The organism is Curtobacterium sp. 8I-2 (assembly GCF_902506155.1).
Lineage (GTDB): Bacteria > Actinomycetota > Actinomycetes > Actinomycetales > Microbacteriaceae > Curtobacterium > Curtobacterium poinsettiae.
Genome location: NZ_LR732827.1, coordinates 2,721,348 through 2,739,497, shown reverse-complemented (window position 1 = coordinate 2,739,497; position 18,150 = coordinate 2,721,348). Strand labels below are relative to the sequence as shown.

Annotated in this window: 15 protein-coding genes and 1 tRNA gene; 2 read left to right on the top strand and 14 right to left on the bottom strand. The window is 70.7% G+C overall.

All coding sequences use genetic code 11. The features are described from left to right. Positions 1 to 37: 37 nt before the first annotated feature. The 6 genes from BOSE127_RS16640 to polA form a co-directional block, all read right to left on the bottom strand. Positions 38 to 955: an SDR family NAD(P)-dependent oxidoreductase gene (locus BOSE127_RS16640; RefSeq protein WP_017887248.1), complete on the bottom strand. Its 918-nt coding sequence runs from the start codon at positions 953 to 955 to the stop codon at positions 38 to 40. After that, positions 945 to 3,017: an excinuclease ABC subunit UvrB gene (gene uvrB, locus BOSE127_RS16635; RefSeq protein WP_031259778.1), complete on the bottom strand. Its 2,073-nt coding sequence runs from the start codon at positions 3,015 to 3,017 to the stop codon at positions 945 to 947. Before uvrB ends, BOSE127_RS16640 begins: the two co-directional genes overlap by 11 nt. Before the next feature lie 120 nt (positions 3,018 to 3,137). Then, positions 3,138 to 3,740: a dephospho-CoA kinase gene (coaE, locus tag BOSE127_RS16630; protein ID WP_159558049.1), complete on the bottom strand. Its 603-nt coding sequence runs from the start codon at positions 3,738 to 3,740 to the stop codon at positions 3,138 to 3,140. A 92-nt stretch (positions 3,741 to 3,832) separates the two neighbouring features. Next, on the bottom strand, positions 3,833 to 5,311 hold the full coding sequence (gene rpsA, locus BOSE127_RS16625) for a 30S ribosomal protein S1 (RefSeq protein ID WP_042540921.1): 1,479 nt from the start codon (positions 5,309 to 5,311) through the stop codon (positions 3,833 to 3,835). Between the two features lie 158 nt (positions 5,312 to 5,469). After that, positions 5,470 to 7,149, bottom strand: coding sequence for a DUF885 domain-containing protein (locus BOSE127_RS16620; protein ID WP_056069112.1), 1,680 nt, complete (start codon positions 7,147 to 7,149; stop codon positions 5,470 to 5,472). 254 nt (positions 7,150 to 7,403) lie between these two features. Next, entirely contained in the window at positions 7,404 to 10,073 is a 2,670-nt protein-coding gene (gene polA / locus BOSE127_RS16615; RefSeq protein ID WP_056068718.1) for a DNA polymerase I, read from the bottom strand. 47 nt (positions 10,074 to 10,120) lie between these two features. On the opposite strand from polA, the gene BOSE127_RS16610 reads away from it, so the two are divergent. After that, positions 10,121 to 10,543: a PaaI family thioesterase gene (locus tag BOSE127_RS16610; RefSeq protein WP_159558047.1), complete on the top strand. Its 423-nt coding sequence runs from the start codon at positions 10,121 to 10,123 to the stop codon at positions 10,541 to 10,543. A 32-nt stretch (positions 10,544 to 10,575) separates the two neighbouring features. Here the strand turns inward: BOSE127_RS16610 and BOSE127_RS16605 are convergent, their stop codons facing one another. The 5 genes from BOSE127_RS16605 to BOSE127_RS16585 all read right to left on the bottom strand — a co-directional run bounded on the left by BOSE127_RS16605 (position 10,576) and on the right by BOSE127_RS16585 (position 14,161). Then, entirely contained in the window at positions 10,576 to 11,046 is a 471-nt protein-coding gene (locus BOSE127_RS16605) for a GNAT family N-acetyltransferase (protein ID WP_159558045.1), read from the bottom strand. A gap of 116 nt (positions 11,047 to 11,162) precedes the next feature. Continuing rightward, the gene (locus BOSE127_RS16600) at positions 11,163 to 11,768 is read right to left on the bottom strand and encodes an ANTAR domain-containing response regulator (RefSeq protein WP_017887240.1); all 606 of its coding nucleotides are present in this window, start codon (positions 11,766 to 11,768) and stop codon (positions 11,163 to 11,165) included. A 128-nt stretch (positions 11,769 to 11,896) separates the two neighbouring features. Then, positions 11,897 to 11,978: transfer RNA gene (locus tag BOSE127_RS16595), tRNA-Leu, on the bottom strand. 12 nt (positions 11,979 to 11,990) lie between these two features. Then, positions 11,991 to 13,481 (bottom strand): sensor histidine kinase, encoded by a 1,491-nt coding sequence (locus tag BOSE127_RS16590; RefSeq protein WP_159558043.1) that lies wholly within the window; start codon positions 13,479 to 13,481, stop codon positions 11,991 to 11,993. Then, positions 13,478 to 14,161 carry a response regulator gene (locus BOSE127_RS16585; protein WP_236559581.1) on the bottom strand — a complete coding sequence of 228 codons (684 nt, stop codon included), beginning with the start codon at positions 14,159 to 14,161 and terminating at the stop codon, positions 13,478 to 13,480. Before BOSE127_RS16585 ends, BOSE127_RS16590 begins: the two co-directional genes overlap by 4 nt. A gap of 149 nt (positions 14,162 to 14,310) precedes the next feature. On the opposite strand from BOSE127_RS16585, the gene BOSE127_RS16580 reads away from it, so the two are divergent. Then, positions 14,311 to 14,781 (top strand): hypothetical protein, encoded by a 471-nt coding sequence (locus BOSE127_RS16580; protein WP_159558041.1) that lies wholly within the window; start codon positions 14,311 to 14,313, stop codon positions 14,779 to 14,781. 25 nt (positions 14,782 to 14,806) lie between these two features. Here the strand turns inward: BOSE127_RS16580 and BOSE127_RS16575 are convergent, their stop codons facing one another. The 3 genes from BOSE127_RS16575 to exaC are packed head-to-tail and all read right to left on the bottom strand — an operon-like array spanning position 14,807 to position 18,022. Continuing rightward, the gene (locus BOSE127_RS16575) at positions 14,807 to 16,030 is read right to left on the bottom strand and encodes a GAF domain-containing protein (protein WP_159558039.1); all 1,224 of its coding nucleotides are present in this window, start codon (positions 16,028 to 16,030) and stop codon (positions 14,807 to 14,809) included. A gap of 52 nt (positions 16,031 to 16,082) precedes the next feature. Continuing rightward, entirely contained in the window at positions 16,083 to 16,481 is a 399-nt protein-coding gene (locus BOSE127_RS16570) for a DUF779 domain-containing protein (RefSeq protein ID WP_159558037.1), read from the bottom strand. Beyond that, a complete protein-coding gene (gene exaC, locus BOSE127_RS16565; RefSeq protein WP_056068770.1) occupies positions 16,481 to 18,022 on the bottom strand; it encodes an acetaldehyde dehydrogenase ExaC in 1,542 nt (513 codons plus the stop codon). Before exaC ends, BOSE127_RS16570 begins: the two co-directional genes overlap by 1 nt. Between the last annotated feature and the right edge of the window lie 128 nt (positions 18,023 to 18,150).

Genomic DNA, 18,150 nt, shown 5'->3' with positions numbered 1-18,150 from the left:
CTACGAAGCGGCACCGACATTCGGCCGGGAAGCAGGGTCAGACGAATGCGTCGAGAGCGAACGCGACCCCGGAAGCGCGCGCACTCGCGGTCCAGAGCTGCGCGGCGACCGTGCGGTCGTGCGCCCGGGGTTCCGCCGCGACCACCGTCGATGCACCGCGGAGCTGTCCCCAGCCGGCCGGACCCCAGTACTCCCCCGAGCGCACGTCCGCACCGACCGCGGCGTGCACGAGCGGCTCGGCACCGACGTCCTTGCCCTGGGCGACGAGGCGCGCAGCCGGGCGGATCCACTCGGGTTCCGGGCGGACCGGACTGATGTCCGGTCGGACCGGCGACAGCCGGTCGAGTGACAGACCGGGGTGCGCCACGACGCTCGACACGGGCGACCCCGAATCGGCCAGCCGCTCGGCGAGCTCGAACCCGAACAGCATCACGGCGAGCTTGCTCCGGGCGTACTGGCGATGGTTGGAGTAGCGGCCGACGCCGAGGGGGTCCGTCGGGTCGAGCTGTGCGAACCGGTGCGCGATCGAGCCGAGGTGCACGATCCGGCCGGCGCGTCGTTCGAGCAGGGGCAGCACGAGGCCGGTCCAGGCGAAGTGGCCCAGGTGGTTCGTGCCGATCTGCAGTTCGGTTCCCTGCGCGGTGCTCCGCTGTGTGGACGCGCCGACGACGCCCGCGTTGTTCACGACCGCGTCGACGCCGTCGGGTTCCAGCTGTGCGAGCTCCGCGGCGGCTGCACGCACCGAGTCGAGGTCTGCCAGGTCGAGGTGGACGTGGGCGAGCGACGCACCGTCGACGTGTCGCCGGATGCTGCGCTCGGCGGCCGCAGCCCGACCGCGGTCGCGCGTGGCCAGCACCACCCGGTGTCCGGCCGCGGCCAGTTGTTCGGCGGCGTGGTAGCCGAGGCCGGCACTCGCACCGGTGATGACGACCGTGCGGGCAGCGTCAGCTGACATGCCCGGCCGACTCCATCTGGCGCAGGGCCTTCTTCAGGTCCTGCACCTCGTCGCGCAGTCGGGCTGCGAGCTCGAACTTCAGCTCGGCCGCCGCCTGCAGCATCTGGTCGTTGAGGTCGGCGATGGTGGCCCCGAGCTGCGTCGCGCCCTCGCCCGCGATGCCCCCGCGCTTGAGGTTCGGCGTCGGCGAACGACGGCCGTCCGTACCGGGGCGGCCCTGCAGGAGCGCCTTCGTGTCGTCGTTCTCGCGCTGCAGGACCTCGGTGATGTCGGCGATCTTCTTGCGCAGTGGCTGCGGGTCGATCCCGCGCTCCAGGTTGTACGCCACCTGCTTCTCGCGACGGCGGTCGGTCTCCTCGATCGCGATCTTCATCGAGTCGGTCATCTTGTCGGCGTACATGAGCACCTGGCCCGACACGTTGCGGGCGGCACGACCGATCGTCTGGATGAGCGACGTCGATGAACGGAGGAAGCCTTCCTTGTCGGCGTCGAGGATGGCGACGAGCGACACCTCGGGCAGGTCGAGGCCCTCACGCAGCAGGTTGATGCCGACGAGCACGTCGTACACGCCCTGCCGCAGCTCGGTGAGCAGTTCGACACGCTTCAGGGTGTCGACGTCGGAGTGCAGGTACCGGACCCGCACGCCCGCGTTGCCGAGGAAGTCGGTGAGTTCTTCGGCCATGCGCTTGGTGAGCGTCGTGACGAGGACGCGTTCGTCCTTCTCGACACGCTGCTTGATCTCCTCGAGCAGGTCGTCGATCTGGCCGTCGCTCGGCTTCACCACGATCTCGGGGTCGATGAGGCCGGTCGGGCGGATGATCTGCTCGACCACGCTGTCGGTGACCCCGAGCTCGTAACGGCCGGGGGTGGCCGACAGGTAGACCTTCTGGCCGACGCGCTCCAGGAACTCCTCCCACTTCAGCGGGCGGTTGTCCATCGCGCTCGGCAGACGGAACCCGTGCTCGACGAGGGTGCGCTTGCGCGAGGCGTCGCCTTCGTACATCGCACCGATCTGCGGCACGGTGACGTGCGACTCGTCGATGACGATGAGGAAGTCGTCCGGGAAGTAGTCGATGAGGCAGTGCGGTGCCTCACCCGGGCCGCGGCCGTCCATGTGCCGCGAGTAGTTCTCGATGCCGGAGCAGAACCCGATCTGCTCCATCATCTCGATGTCGAACGTCGTTCGCATGCGGAGCCGCTGGGCCTCGAGCAGCTTGCCCTGGCCCTCGAGCTCGGCGAGCCGTTCCGCGAGTTCTTCCTTGATGGACACGATCGCCCGGTGCATCACGTCGGTGTCGGCGACGTAGTGCGACGCCGGGAAGATCGAGACGGCGGGCAGGTCGTCGATGACGTTGCCCGTCAGCGGGTGCAGCGAGGAGAGCGCTTCGATCTCGTCACCGAACATCTCGATGCGGATGGCGTGCTCTTCGTACATCGGGATGATCTCGATGGTGTCGCCGCGCACCCGGAAGGTCCCGCGCGCGAAGTCGACGTCGTTGCGCTGGTACTGCATGGCGACGAACTTGCGCACGAGCTGGTCACGGGAGATCGTCTGGCCGACGTGGAGTGCGACCGAGGCGTTCATGTACTGCTCGGGGGTGCCGAGGCCGTAGATGCACGAGACGGTGGAGACCACGACGGTGTCGCGCCGGCTGAGCAACGAGTTCGTCGTGGAGTGCCGGAGTCGTTCGACCTCGGCGTTGACCGAGGAGTCCTTCTCGATGAACGTGTCCGTCTGCGGGACGTACGCCTCGGGCTGGTAGTAGTCGTAGTAGGAGACGAAGTACTCGACCGCGTTGTTCGGCATCAGACTGCGGAACTCGTTGGCGAGCTGCGCCGCGAGGGTCTTGTTGTGCGCGAGCACGAGCGTCGGCCGCTGCACCTGCTCGATGAGCCACGCGGTCGTCGCCGACTTGCCCGTACCGGTCGCGCCCAGCAGCACGACGTCGGTCTCACCGGCGTTGATCCGCCCGGCGAGTTCCGCGATGGCCGCGGGCTGGTCGCCACTCGGCGAGTACTCGCTGATGACCTCGAACGGACGCACCGCTCGGGTCGGTTCGATCGCAACACCCATGGGGACAACGCTAGTCGGCACCCCTGACACCGGAGGACGTTGCTCGCCCTGGGCGTACTGTCACCTCCGACGGCGCCGGACCGGACCGCCCTCCGGGGTGCGCACGGCTCATCCCGTGATCCGGGCCCACACCTCGTCGGCGGAGCGGATCGTCCGCTCGAGGGTCCCGGTCGCGTCGACGACGTGGTCGGCGAGGGCGAGGCGGTCCTCGTCACTCGCCTGGGCTGCGACCCGGCGCTCGGCCTCCTCACGGGGCATCCCACGGTGTTCGACGAGTCGCTCGATGCGCTGCGCCGCGGGGGCGTCCACCACCACGACCGCCTCGAACCGGAGCGGACGGGACCCCCGAGCCTCGGCCAGGAGCGGCACGTCGTAGACCACCACGGCGTCGGGGTCAGCGGACTCGGCTCCGTCGAACGCCTGCTGCGCGAGCCGCCACACCTCGGGGTGCGTGATGGCTTCGAGGTCCTTCCGCGCCGCGGGGTCCGCGAAGACGATCGATCCGAGTGCGGGCCGGTCGAGCGAGCCGTCGGCGGCGATGACCGACGCGCCGAACCGCTCGGCGACCTGTGCCAGGCCCGGGCTTCCCGGTGCCACCGCGTCCCGCGCCAGGCGATCGGCGTCGACGACGACGGCCCCGTGCTCGGCCCAGCGTCGGGAGACGGTCGACTTGCCCGCGGCGATGCCGCCCGTGAGTCCGATGATGTGCACGGCAACAGGGTAACGACCCGGAAGCCCGGAAACGCCGGAAGCCCGGCACCCTGTCAGGGGTGCCGGGCTTCCGGTCGGGACGAACCGCTCGATCAGTTGTTGGTCGAGCTGAGCTTCTCGCGGAGTGCAGCGAGCGACGCGTCGTCGGCCAGGGGGCTTGCGCCACCCGTCTCGCCGGCGAACGACGAGGACGACGACGACGACGAGGAAGCCGTGGCCGGGAGGTCGAAGCCACCCTGCGCCTCGTCGGCGATGGTCTTCGCGACCTGCGCCTTGTGGGCTTCCCAACGACCCTGGGCGGCCGCGTACTGGCCCTCCCACTCGGTGCGCTGCGTGTCGTAGCCCTCGAGCCACTCGTTGGTCTCCGGGTCGAAGCCCTCGGGGTACTTGTAGTCGCCCTTGTCGTCGTACTCGGTCGGCATGCCGTAGAGCGCCGGGTCGAACTCGTCGCTCTCCGGGTCCACGCCCTCGTTCGCCTGCTTGAGGCTGAGCGAGATGCGGCGACGGTCGAGGTCGATGTCGATGATCTTGACGAAGACCTCGTCGTTGACCGAGACGACCTGCTCGGCGAGCTCGACGTGCTTGTTCGAGAGCTCCGAGATGTGCACGAGGCCCTCGATGCCGTCGGCAACACGGACGAAGGCACCGAACGGGACGAGCTTCGTGACCTTGCCCGGTGCGATCTGGCCGATCGCGTGGGTGCGGGCGAAGACCTGCCACGGGTCCTCCTGCGTCGCCTTGAGCGAGAGCGACACGCGCTCACGGTCCAGGTCGACCTCGAGGATCTCGACGGTGACTTCCTGACCGACCTCGACGACCTCGCTGGCGTGCTCGATGTGCTTCCAGCTGAGCTCGGAGACGTGGACGAGACCGTCGACGCCACCGAGGTCCACGAACGCACCGAAGTTGACGATCGAGGACACGATGCCCTTGCGGACCTGGCCCTTGTGGAGGTTGTTGAGGAACGTGGTCCGGGACTCGGACTGCGTCTGCTCGAGGAGCGCACGGCGCGACAGGACCACGTTGTTGCGGTTCTTGTCGAGCTCGAGGATCTTGGCCTCGATCTCCTGGCCGAGGTACGGCGTGAGGTCGCGGACACGACGGAGCTCGATGAGCGAGGCGGGGAGGAAGCCACGGAGGCCGATGTCGACGATGAGGCCGCCCTTGACGACCTCGATGACCGTCCCGGTCACGACGCCGTCGGACTCCTTGATCTTCTCGACGTCGCCCCACGCACGCTCGTACTGCGCACGCTTCTTCGACAGGATGAGGCGGCCTTCCTTGTCCTCCTTCTGGAGAACCAGGGCCTCGACCTCGTCGCCGACCTCGACGACCTCGTTGGGGTCGACGTCGTGCTTGATCGAGAGCTCGCGCGAGGGGATGACACCCTCGGTCTTGTAACCGACGTCGAGGAGGACCTCGTCGCGGTCGATCTTCACGACGGTGCCGGAGATGAGATCACCGTCGTTGAAGAACTTCAGGGTCTTCTCGACCTCGGCCAGGAAGTCATCAGCCGAACCGATGTCGTTGATGGCGACCTGCTTAGGAGCCTTGGTCGTAGTGGTTGTCATGTAGAGATTGCTCCGAACGGACATGAGTCGGGCCATGGCGTGCGGGGACTCGGCCCCCGTGGTGCACCGCCGTGGCGATTGATTGAGTGGCGCGGATTGCGCCGCACAAGTCTAACCGCACCGGCCGAAGCCTCACAACCGGGCGGGTCGACGGCGCGTCACCCGACCAGGGCGGTGCGCAGGGTGTCGAGACCGATGCTGCCGAGCGAGAGCGCACGGTGGTGGAACGCCTTCAGGTCGAAGTCGGCTCCCTCACGCGCGGCGACCTCGTCGCGGATGGACTCCCACACGCGCTGGCCGACCTTGTAGGACGGTGCCTGCCCCGGCCACCCGAAGTAGCGGGCCACCTCGAACCGGACGAACGCCGGGTCCATGTTGACGTTCTGCCCCATGAAGTCGAGCGCGTACTCCCACGTCCAACCGCCGCCGTCGGGGTTCGTCTTCTGCAGGTGCACGCCGATGTCCAGGACGACGCGGGCGGCACGCATCCGCTGGCCGTCGAGCATGCCGAGTCGGTCGCCGTCGTCGTCGAGGAACCCGAGCTGTTCCATCAGCCGCTCCGCGTAGAGCGCCCAGCCCTCGACGTGCCCCGAGGAGCCCGACAGCTGCCGGCGCCAGGTGTTCAGCTCGCCGCGGTTGTAGACGCCCTGGCTGATCTGCAGGTGGTGGCCCGGGACGCCCTCGTGGTAGACCGTCGTCTTCTCACGCCAGGTGCCGAACTCGGTGACGCCCTCGGGCACGGACCACCACATGCGACCGGCACGGGAGAAGTCGTCGGAGGGACCGCTGTAGTAGATCCCGCCCTCTTGCGTGGGAGCGATCCGGCACTCCAGGCGACGGATCGGGTCCGGGATGTCGAAGTACGTCCCCGCCATCGCGGCGATCGACGCGTCGCTCGTCTCCTGCATCCACCGCTGCAGGGCGTCGGTCCCGTGCAGGATCCGTGACGGGTCGGTGTCGAGCACCTCGATCGCGCGGGCGACGCTCGCACCGGACTCGATGCGGTCGGCGATGCGCTCCTGTTCGTCCCGCATCCGGGCGAGTTCCTCGAGGCCCCACTCGTACGTCTCGTCGAGGTCGACGACCGCACCGAGGAACCGGCGGGAGTGCAGCTCGTAGGCTTCGCGACCGACGGCGTCGACCGGGGTGGCCAGCGGCAGCAGCTCGTGCTCCAGGAACTGTCCGAACGAGCGGTAGGCCGCCGCCGCGACCTCGGCACCGCGGCGCAGGTCGGCTCGGAGCGCCTCCGGCACGGGGACGTCGCCCTCGAACGCGGCGGAGTCGGCCAGCTGACGGAACATCCCGCCGTCGGCGCCGGTGCGCGCCGCCTGCTCGGCGATGAGCGCGACCTGGCGCTTCGCCGGGGTGACGTCTTCACGCGTGCCCTCGAGCAGTGTCTCGCGGATGCCCTCGAGCGCATCCGGCAGCGCCTGCAGCCGACTCGCGATGTCCTGCCAGTCCGACTCGGTCGCGGTCGGCATCAGGTCGATGATCTCGCGCACCGACTGTGCCGGGCTCGCGATGACGTTCAGGTCGCGGAGGTGCAGCTTGCGCTCGTAGGACTCGACGGTGAGGTCCAGCTCGGCACCGAGGTCGGCCTTGGTCACCTGGTCCACGGAGTCGACGGCCGGAGCGGCGTCGAGTGCACGCTTGGTGCCGCGGGCGGCCTCGGCCAGCGCGGCGGCGCCGGCGGGCGAGGTGTCGCCGTACTCCCCCGTGCGCCCCGGCACCCCGATGTACGTGGCGGTCGTCGGGTCGAGGTCGACGAGTGTGGTGACCCAGTCCTCGGCGACACGGTCGACGGCGGACGGCTGGCGGACAGGACGGTCATCGGTCATGCCCTCGACCCTACCCAGGTGGACCACGGCGGACGGCCGCTGCGGATCGACGGACAAGTGTGGTGACCCAGTCCTCGGCGACACGGTCGACGGCGGACGGCTGGCGGACAGGACGGTCATCGGTCATGCCCTCGACCCTACCCAGGTGGACCACGGCGGACGGCCGCTGCGGATCGACGGACAGGAGGCGCGGTGCCAGCTGGCACCGCGCCTCCTGTCCGTCGACCGTCACCACCAGGGCCGGCGGCCCCGCGTCAGTGCGCGGCGTCCTCCCAGTTGCGGCCGACGCCGACGGACACGTCGAGCGGCACCGTCAGCTCGGCGGCGTTGCCCATCCGGGTGCGCAGGATCTCCTCGACGCGCTCCTGCTCGCCCGGAGCGACCTCGAGGATGAGCTCGTCGTGCACCTGGAGCAGCAGGTGGGACTCCAGCTCGTCGTCGCGCAGGTCGTCGGCGACCCCGAGCATCGCGATCTTGATGATGTCGGCGGCGGAACCCTGGATCGGTGCGTTCAGCGCGGCCCGCTCGGCGTTCTCGCGCAGCACCCGGTTCGGGCTCTTCAGGTCGGGGAACGGACGACGGCGACCGAAGATCGTCTCGGTGTAGCCGTCCTCACGCGCCTGCTCGACGACGTTGCGCAGGTAGTCGCGTACGGCGCCGAAGCGGGAGAAGTACTCGGTCATGAGCGTGCGGGCCTCGGACTGCTCGATGCGCAGCTGCTTCGACAACCCGAACGCGCTCAGCCCGTACGCCAGGCCGTAGGACATGGCCTTGACCTTCGTGCGCATCTCGTTGGAGACCTCGGACGGGTCGACACCGAAGACCCGGGCGCCGACGAAGCGGTGCAGGTCCTCGCCCTCGTTGAAGGCCTGGATCAGCCCGGGGTCGCCGGAGAGGTGCGCCATGATCCGCATCTCGATCTGCGAGTAGTCGGCGGTGACGAGCGTCGTGTACGGCTCGGCGACCGCGAACGCCGAGCGGATCCGGCGACCGACGGCGGTCTTCACGGGGATGTTCTGCAGGTTCGGGTCGGTCGACGACACCCGGCCGGTGCTCGTGCCGGTCTGCTCGTACCGGGTGTGGATGCGCCCGTCGACCACGGCGGCGTCGAGGGTGTCGACGATCTGCCGGAGCTTCGTGGCGTCGCGGTGCTGCAGCAGGAGCCCGAGGAACGGGTGCGGGTGCTGTTCCTGCAGGTCGGCCAGGCTCGCGGCGTCGGTCGAGAACCCGGTCTTGGTCTTGCGGGTCTTCGGCATCGCGAGCTCGGTGAACAGGACTTCCTGCAGCTGCTTCGGCGACCCGAGGTTGACCTCGTGCCCGATCTCGGCGAACGCCTGCTGCGCCAGCTCGGCGGCGCGCTCCCCCAGCTCCTTCGACAGGCCCGTGAGCACCGGACGGTCCATGCCGACGCCGATGGTCTCCATGCCCGCGAGCACCGAGACGAGCGGCAGCTCGATGTCGTCGAGCACCTGCAGCGAGGACGCGTCGATCCGGGCACGCAGGGCCGTGGTGACGCGGAGCACGAACCAGGCGTGCACTCCGACGTTGACCGGGTCGGTCTCGGGGACGAGCTGGTTCGGGTCGGCCGTCGGCAGTTCTTCGCCGAGCTCCTGGTAGACGAGGTCGGACAGCGGCTGCCCCTGCTTGCCGGGCTGTGCGAGCCACCCCATGATCCGGGCGTCGCCGGCGACGCCGTTCACCACGAAGCCGGCGGTGCCGAGGGCCTTGATCGCGGCCTTGGCGTCGTGGAAGTGCTTCGGTGCGTCGGACGCGAACCAGGCCGAGAGCTGCTCGTAGTCCTGGGCGCCGCTGCCACCCGGCACGAGCACGGCGTCGTCGTGGGTCGCGATGCCGATGGCGCTGAGGCGTCCGTCGATGACCTCGACCGCGACGCCGTAGCCGTTCGCCGCCTCGGTCGCGTTCCGGCGTTCGAGCCAGTAGCCGAGCTCTTCGTCGATCAGGGTCTTGACGGGCGGCGGGGTCGGCGCACCGTCGTCGACGGTGCCCTCGGCCGAGGGTTCTGCGGGCTCGCCCGACCCGGCGACCTTGAACACGCGGTCGAGCAGCGTGCGGAACTGCAGCTTGGCGAAGAGCTCGCGCACCGCGTTCTCGTCGACGGGACGGAGTGCGACGTCGGCCGGACCGACGGGCAGTTCGACGTCGGTGACCAGGCGGTTGAGCCGGCGGTTCCGCACGGCACGGTCCCGCTGCTCACGCAGGTTGTTGCCGACGACGCCCTTGATCTCGTCGGCGTGCTCGAGGACACCGTCGAGCGACCCGTACTGGGTGACCCACTTGACCGCGGTCTTCTCGCCGACCTTGTCGATGCCGATCAGGTTGTCGCTGGTCTCGCCGACGAGGGCCGCGATGTCCGGGTACTGGTGCGGCTCGATGCCGTACCGCTCGTAGACCTTGTCGCGGTCGTAGCGGGTGAGTTCGGAGACACCGCGGACCGACGGGTACAGCAGCGTCACGTCGTCGTTGACGAGCTGGATCGAGTCGCGGTCACCAGAGACCACGTAGACCTTGTACCCCTGGTCGGAGCCCTGCTTGGAGAGGGTCGCGAGGATGTCGTCGGCCTCGTAGTCCTCTTTCGTGACGGTGGTGATGCCCATCGCCTCGAGCGCCTGCTGCAGCAGCGGGATCTGGCCCTTGAACTCGGCCGGTGTCTCGGAGCGGGTGCCCTTGTACTCGGCGTACTCACGCGTGCGGAACGAGAACCGGGAGATGTCGAACGCCACCGCAAGGTGGGTGGGCTTCTCGCGCTGCAGGAGCATCAGCAGCATCGAGATGAAGCCGTGGATCGCGTTGGTGTGCTGCCCCTCGCGGTTCACGAAGCTGTCGACCGGCAGCGCGTAGAAGGCCCGGAAGGCGAGCGAGTGGCCGTCGATGACCATGAGGGTAGGCTTTGCGGAGTCCGACACCCGGACAGCCTACCGACGCCCGCTGACACGGAAGGTCGACGCAGACCGTGACCGACGACACCACCTCGACCACGATCGACCCCCGCCTCGATGACCGCGGCACGGGCGAGCTGGCCGAGAAGATGGGCATGGTCATCACCGAGCTCTCGGCGGAGCGAGCGGTCGGTTCGATCCCCGTCGAGGGCAACCGCCAGCCGGTCGGCCTGCTGCACGGCGGCGCCTACGTCGTCCTCGCGGAGAGCCTCGGGTCGATGGCCGCGAACGTGCACGCCGGGCCCGGCCGCTACGCCGTCGGCATCGAGCTCAGCGCCTCGCACTCCCGCAGCGCCACGAGCGGCATCGTCACGGGCACGTGCACCGCCATCCACCTGGGCGGCACGCTCACCACCCACGAGATCGTCCTGACCGACGACCAGGGTCGTCGCTGCTCCACCGTGCGGATCACGAACATGATCCGCGAGCGTCGCTGACCGACGGAGCGACGGGGCGACGGAGCGATGACTCAGTCCTCCGGCGGCCGCTGCAGCAGCAGGCGGGCGTCGCCGAACCCGAGCCTCCGGTAGAGCCGCTCGCCGTCCACGCTCGAGTGCACCGACGTCCGCTCCACGCCGAGCTCGTCGGCGAGCTCGAGCAGGGCCGTGACGAGCCGTCCGGCGACGCCGGAACCCCGCAGCTCCGGGTGCACGTAGACCGTCTGCAGCTCGGCGGCGAACCGGTCACCGTCGACGTGCGGCGCCGGCGGCCGCGGGTGCACCGCCAACCACGCCATGCCGAGCACGACGCCGTCCCGCTCGGCGACGACGCACCGGTGCGACTCCCGGTGCCGGGCCGCGAACTCCGTCATCGCCCTGCGGTACTCCTCCGGCGTCTGCACCGGTGAGCGGCCGCCCTCGTCCACGCTCCACCGCCACCGCAGGTCGGCCACCGCCGGCATGTCGTCAGGCCGGGAGGCCCGGATCACCACGTCGTCCATGGCTCCACCCTGCCAGGTGGTCGCGCCCCATGCCCCGCCCCCGGACGCAGGAACGCCGCCGACCCCGGGGGGTCCGACGGCGTTCCGTGAGCGACGGTGCTGTGCTGCGGCGTCCGCTACTTCTTGGCGCTGAGCTGCTCGATGATCGCCTTGGCGACGTCGTGCATGGTCAGGCGGCGGTCCATCGACGCCTTCTGGATCCAGCGGAACGCCTCGGGCTCGGTGAGGCCCATCTTCTCGTTCAGCAGGCCCTTGGCACGGTCGACGAGCTTGCGGGTCTCGAAGCGCTCGACGAGGTCGGCGACCTCGGCTTCGAGGGTGATGATCTGCTGGTACCGCGAGAGGGCGATCTCGATCGCGGGGAGCAGGTCGTTCGGGGTGAAGGGCTTGACCACGTAGGCCAGTGCACCGGCCTCGGTGGCACGCTCGACGAGGTCCTTCTGGCTGAACGCGGTCAGCAGGACGACGGGAGCGATGTGGTTCTTGGACAGCTTCTCGGCTGCGGAGATGCCGTCGAGCTGGGGCATCTTGACGTCCATCACGACGAGGTCGGGACGCAGGTCGGTCGCGAGCTGGACGGCGGTCTCGCCGTCTCCGGCTTCACCGACGACGTCGAACCCGTTGTCGCGGAGGATCTCCACGATGTCGAGGCGGATGAGCGACTCGTCCTCGGCGACGACGACGCGACGGGGTGCTGGTGCTGTTGCTTCTGTGTCACTCACGGACGAAAGCCTACTAGACGACGGAACTGCCGCATCCCAGACCACGCGGATCGATCAGACGGATGGGCAGCTTGGTACGAGTGGCGGGACGCGGGTCCGAACTGCCCCGCACGCCGTGAGCAATTTCGTACGAGTGGCGGGACTTGAACCCGCACGCCGTGAGGCAGAGCATTTTGAGTGCCCCGTGTCTGCCGATTCCACCACACTCGCGAGGACTCCAGGCTAGCAGGACGCGCGCACCACCCCGGTCGCCGCCGGGAGCGACAACTCGAACACGGCGCCGCCCAGGGTGCCGTCCTCGCCGTACCGCAGCCCGCCGCCGTGCGCCTCGGCGATGCCCCGTGCGATGGGGAGCCCGAGCCCCGCTCCGCCCGAGCGGGCGGCCCGTGCGGCCTCGAGCCGGACCAACCGGTCGAACACCCGCTCACGGTGTTCCAGGGGGATCCCCGGCCCGTCGTCCTCGACCCGTACCACGGGGCCGGGTCCGCGGTCGTCGAGGCTGACGACGACCCGTCCCGTCGCACCGCCCGCACGTGCCGCGTTGTCGACGAGGTTGCCGAGGACCTGGGCGATCCGCTCGGCGTCGACGTCGGCCTCCACCGGGTGCTCGGGCACGACGACGTCGAGCTCGAGGGTGGGCAGCCGGAGCCGGAGCCGGTCTCCCTCGGCCGCCAGGAACGCCCCGAGCTCGACCACCTGCCGGTCGAGTTCGATCCCGCGGTCGAGCCGGGCCATCGTGAGCATGTCCTCGATGAGCCGAGCTGCCCGGTCGGCCTGCCGGACGACGTGCACGGCCAGCACCTCGCGGGTCCGGTCGTCACCGGCGCCACCCCGCACCAGGGTGTCGGCGGCCGCGCGGACCCCTGCGACGGGTGTCCGCAGTTCGTGCGCGGCGTCGGAGAGGAACGACCGGACGCGGGCCTCTGCGGCGACGGCGTCACGCTCGGCGCCCTCGACCGCGTCGAGCATCTCGTCCAGGGCGACGGCCACGCGACCGATCTCGGTGTCGCGGCGCGAGGGTCGGAGCCGCTGCCCACGGTCACCGCCGGCGATCGACCGCGCGGTCGTCGCCATCTGGTCGAGCGGTCGCAGGGACCGTCGGACGACCAGGACGACGCCGAGGACGGCGATGCCGAGGAACGCCGCCGAGGCACCGCCCATCACCCAGCCGAGCTGCACGAGCGTGTCCTGGACGTCGCGGGTGCCGGCGGTGAGGGTGATCCGGGTGCCGTCGTCGAGCCGGCTCACCAGGGTGAGGACACCGTCGTCCTCGCGAACCGACGACGACGTGATCGTGGCGCCGTCGTCGGCGGGCGCCGGCGTGGCCGGATCGGTGGGTGTCCGTCCGACGCCCCCGCTGCCCCGTGGGACCGTCACGGGGAGGGAACCGGGGTCGGGCGGACCGGCGCGGAGCTGGTCCGGGGTCGGTCCGGCCTCGACGGCGTCCCCGTCCGGCTGGACGATCCGGACCGAGAGTCCCTGCGCGGAGAGCCGGTCGGCCAGGTCCTCGGCGTCGACGGTGCCGACGAGCGCCGCGGCGGCCGACGCACGGTCGCGCAGGCGGTCCTCGGCCTGGGCGCGGAGCCGGACGCCGAGCAGCCCCTCGACCGCGATCGTCAGCCCGGCGAGCAGGACGGCGAGCAGGACCACGATGGCGACGACGGTCCGCAGCCGCAGCGAGGTGGTCCGCAGGCGCCCGGCCTCAGCCCTCACGCTGCGGTCCGCTCGTCGCTGAGCCGGTACCCGATGCCCCGGACGGTGTGCACGAGGCGTGGTCCGTGCGCCTCCATCTTCCGCCGGAGGGCGCTGAGGTGGACCTCGACGACGTTCGCCGCGACGTCGTCGTACCCCCACACCTGGGTGGTGATCTGTCCCTTGGACACCGTCCGGCCCCGGCTCTCGGCCAGGAAGCGCAGCAGGCGGAACTCCGTCGCGGTGAGGTCGAGCAGCACCCCGGCGCGGCGGGCGGTGGCGGCGTCCGGGTCGAGCACGAGGTCACCCACCTCGACGACCGAGGGGATCCGGCCACGCCGTCGGAGCACCGCGGTCACGCGGGCGACCAGTTCGGCCATCGCGAACGGCTTCACCACGTAGTCGTCGGCCCCCTCGGCGAAACCGCGCAACCGCTCGTCGAGTTCGTCCCGCGCGGTCATCATGACGACGGCGGCGTCCGTGGCGGAACGCACCCGTCCGGCGAGCACGATGCCGCTCGGTCCGGGCAGCATCCAGTCGAGCAGGACGAGGTCGGGGGCGCTGCGTCGCAGGTCGTCGACGAGGTCCCGTCCGTCCACGGCCTCGGCGACGAGGAAGCCCTCGGCGCGGAGTGTGGTCGCGACCGCGGTGCGGATGGAGTCGTCGTCCTCGACGACCAGGATTCGGGCGGGAGCAGGCACGGCGGACACCGTACGGCGCTCCGACGGCCACCGAGCATGGAGGACGCTGGAGAACCCCTGTGCTTCAGGCATGCTTCAGATTCGGACCCGAGCGTCGTCTGCAGCGGCGGATCACCCGGATCCGCTCGGACAGACGAACGGTGACCACCATGCACGACGAACGAGACGACTCGACCACCACTCCCACCCGACGACGCGGGGCGCTCCTGCGACGGGTCGGCATCGGCACGGCCGCGGCCGCGGTCCTGGTGCTCGGCGGGTTCGGCATCGCCACGGCGAACGCAGCCACGACCTCCCCGGCGCAGGGCACCCCGACCGGCGCACCGACCGGTGCGACCACGCCGGCCCCGGCCGACGGCGACACCGCGACGGTGCCCGCACCGCCCGAGGGCGGGCCCGCGACGGCGCCCGGCTGCACGGCGCTCCCGGACGCCGGTGCGCACGCGACCGTCCCCGCCCCGCCGAAGGGCGCCGACGGGAAGGCGCCGACCCCGCCGAAGGAGGGTGCGAAGCCCACGGCGCCGGCCCCGCCGGAGGACGGCGAGACGGGGAAGGCCACGGCACCCGCCCCGGCAGCTCCCGACGGGACCACGACCCCTGCGCCGGCCTCCGGTTCCTGATCACCGAGCCGGGGAGCGCGCGCCGTCAGCGATCCCGATCGCGCGGGGCGCGCCTCCCGGCCTGGTCGTCCCGAGCGTCCCCGGAACCCTCGAGCGCCTCGATCGCCGCCACGAGACCGGCCCGTCGCGGCGATCGCCGCGGCAGCACCGCGAGCAGCGCGCGGAGGACGAACGCATCGGTCGCGCCGTCCGGCGTGCGTGCCCACGCGAGCAGGGCGTCGACGCCGCCGTCGGCGACGACCGACTCGCGGAACCGCAGCCGCACCAGGTCACGGAGCGCGTCGACGCCGGGTGCGGCCGAGCCCGGCAGGACCGGTCCGGCGTACCGGTCGACGGCCTGGAGGCGCGCCCCGCGTCCGAGCGCGGACAGCACGCCGTCGACGTCGGTCCGGACTCCGACCACCCGGTACGGCCGCGACGTCACCGTCACGCCCGGCGCGTGCTGCGCGAGGACCCGGCGGAGCCGCACCACCTCGGCGCGCAGGGTGACGACCGCACCCGGGTCGCCGTAGACGGCGGCGGCGAGGTCGGCTGCCGCGAGACCGCCGGGGTGCGCGGCGAGCACGACGAGCAGTTCGGAGTGCCGGGCGGAGAGCTGGAGACGCCGGTCGGCGATCCGGAGCACGGCGGTGTCGGTCCCGAGCACGGTGAGCTCGGCCGACGGCACGTGGGGTGTCCGCGCGCGCGGGCGGACCGCGGCCAGGGCGAGCTGGGCCTCGGCGGCGGCGACCGTGGCGGCGAGCAGCGACAGCGTGTGCCGCTCGACGGCGCGGTCGTCGCCCGTCAGGTCGAGCACCCCGACGGTGGCGCCACTCGCGTCGTGCACCGGGACCGCCGTGCACGAGAACGGCTTGACGGCGTTCGCGTAGTGCTCGTCGGACCGGATCTGCACCGGACGGTCCAGGCGCAGGGCCGTGCCGGGAGCGCTGGTGCCGACGCGCTCCTCCGACCAGTCGGCCCCGGGGACGAAGCCCATGTCCTCGGCGGCACGTCGGGTGGACCGGGCGCCGTCGACCCAGACGAGGCGACCCGCGGCGTCCCCGACGGCGACGACGCACCCGGCCGAGCGGGAGTCGTCGAGCAGCAGCCGGCGGACCACTGGCAGCAGGGTCGCGAGGGGGCCGTCCTGCCGTGCGGCGTCGAGTTCGTCGTCCCCCAGGGCGAGCACCGGAGCCGCGTCCGGGTCGACCCGGGCGGACCGCTGCCACGACTCGGCGACGAGCGGGCGGAGCCGACCGGGTGCGCGCATGCGTCCTCCGATCGACCCCACCCGCCGCTCCGTCGCGACGCGTGCGGTCAGCCTACGTCCGGGCCACCCTCGGGACCAGGCCGAGATCGGCGAGCTCGGCGTCGTCGAACATCCGCGACCGGGTGAGGAACCGCTTGCCCTCGGGGACCTCGACCGAGAACCCGCCGCCGCGACCGTCCACCACGTCGATCGTCAGGTGCGTGTACTTCCAGTACTCGAACTGCGACACCGACATGGAGACCTCGACCGGCTCGAGGCCGTCCACCTGCAGTGCGCCGAGCAGGACGTCCCCCGGACCGGTCCGGAACATGCCGACGGGGTAGCACATCGGGCTCGAGCCGTCGCAGCAGCCGCCGGACTGGTGGAACATCAGCGGGCCGTGCCGGGCGGTGAGGGTGCGGAGGAGTTCCCCCGCCGCCGGCGTGATCGCGACCCGTGCGGTGTCGGGCATCAGAAGAAGCCCATCGGTCCGTCGGCGTAGGAGACGAGCAGGTTCTTCGTCTGCTGGTAGTGGTCGAGCATCATCTTGTGGTTCTCGCGCCCGATGCCGGACTGCTTGTAGCCGCCGAACGCCGCGCCCGCCGGGTACTGGTGGTAGGTGTTCGACCAGACGCGTCCGGCCTGGATGTCGCGTCCGGCGCGGTACAGGGTCGTGACGTCGCGGCTCCACACGCCGGCGCCGAGCCCGTAGAGGGTGTCGTTGGCCGTGGCGATCGCGTCGTCGTAGCCGCTGAAGGACGTCAGGGCGAGCACCGGGCCGAAGATCTCCTCCTGGAAGATCCGCATCGAGTTGTCGCCCTCGAACACCGTCGGGGTGACGTAGTAGCCGCCGGAGAGCTCGCCGCCCAGGTCGGCCCGTTCGCCGCCGGTCAGGAGCTTCGCGCCCTCCTGCTTGCCGATGTCGATGTAGCTCAGGATCTTCTCGAGCTGGTCGTTCGACGCCTGGGCGCCGATCATCGTCGACAGGTCGAGCGGGTGTCCCTGCTTGACGGCTCGGACGCGGTCCAGGCCGTCGGCGACGAAGCCGTCGTAGATCTCCTTCGCCACGAGCGCCCGGGACGGACACGTGCAGACCTCGCCCTGGTTCAGGTTGAAGAACGTGAAGCCCTCGAGCGCCTTGTCGTAGAAGGAGTCCTTCTCGGCGGCGACGTCGGGGAAGAACACGTTCGGGCTCTTGCCGCCGAGTTCGAGCGTCACCGGGATGAGGCTCTGCGATGCGTACTGCATGATCAGCCGACCGGTGGTGGTCTCCCCCGTGAACGCGATCTTGCGGATGTCCGGGTGCTGGGCGAGCGGTGCGCCGACCTCGATGCCGAAGCCGTTGACGACGTTGAGCACGCCCGCGGGCAGCAGGTCGCGGATGAGCTCGACGAGCACGTGGATGGACGCCGGGGTCTGCTCGGCGGGCTTCAGGACGACGCAGTTGCCGGCGGCGAGGGCCGGTGCGAGCTTCCACACCGCCATCAGGATCGGGAAGTTCCAGGGGATGATCTGCCCCACGACGCCGAGCGGTTCGTGGAAGTGGTACGCCACGGTGTCGTGGTCGATCTCGCCGGCGGATCCCTCCTGCGCCCGGATGGCCCCGGCGAAGTACCGGAAGTGGTCGATCGCGAGCGGGATGTCCGCGCCGAGGGTCTCGCGGATCGGCTTGCCGTTCTCCCACGTCTCCGCGACGGCGAGCATCTCGAGGTGCTCCTCCATGCGGTCGGCGATCTTGTTCAGGACGACGGCCCGTTCGGCTGCGCTCGTGCGGCCCCACGACGGGAACGCCTTCCAGCCCGCGGCGACGGCACGGTCGACGTCGGTGGCGTCACCGCGGGCCACCTCGGTGAACACCTTGCCGGTGACGGGGGTGGGGTTCTCGAAGTACTGCCCGCTCGACGACGGGACGTACTCGCCGCCGATGAAGTGGTCGTACCGGGACCGGTACTCGACCAGGGAGCCGGGTTCGCCTGGTGCGGCGTAACTGGTGGGCGAAGGTGCGATGGTCATGGTGGTGCCCTTTCGACGACGCTGTCGGGGCGCACGGGTCGTGTGCCTGCTCCGCACGGTACGGCCGCGGGGGTTGCAGGTGGTTGCACGAGGCCACGGCGCGACGGGTAGCGTGCTGGACACCAGCG

Excerpts from the sequence above, each read along its gene's own strand:
- BOSE127_RS16640 (WP_017887248.1), bottom strand. The coding sequence starts at position 955 with ATGTCAGCTGACGCTGCCCGCACGGTCGTCATCACCGGTGCGAGTGCC.
- rpsA (WP_042540921.1), bottom strand. The coding sequence starts at position 5,311 with ATGACAACCACTACGACCAAGGCTCCTAAGCAGGTCGCCATCAACGAC.
- BOSE127_RS16620 (WP_056069112.1), bottom strand. The coding sequence starts at position 7,149 with ATGACCGATGACCGTCCTGTCCGCCAGCCGTCCGCCGTCGACCGTGTC.
- BOSE127_RS16605 (WP_159558045.1), bottom strand. The coding sequence starts at position 11,046 with ATGGACGACGTGGTGATCCGGGCCTCCCGGCCTGACGACATGCCGGCG.
- BOSE127_RS16580 (WP_159558041.1), top strand. The coding sequence starts at position 14,311 with ATGCACGACGAACGAGACGACTCGACCACCACTCCCACCCGACGACGC.
- BOSE127_RS16575 (WP_159558039.1), bottom strand. The coding sequence starts at position 16,030 with ATGCGCGCACCCGGTCGGCTCCGCCCGCTCGTCGCCGAGTCGTGGCAG.
- BOSE127_RS16570 (WP_159558037.1), bottom strand. The coding sequence starts at position 16,481 with ATGCCCGACACCGCACGGGTCGCGATCACGCCGGCGGCGGGGGAACTC.
- exaC (WP_056068770.1), bottom strand. The coding sequence starts at position 18,022 with ATGACCATCGCACCTTCGCCCACCAGTTACGCCGCACCAGGCGAACCC.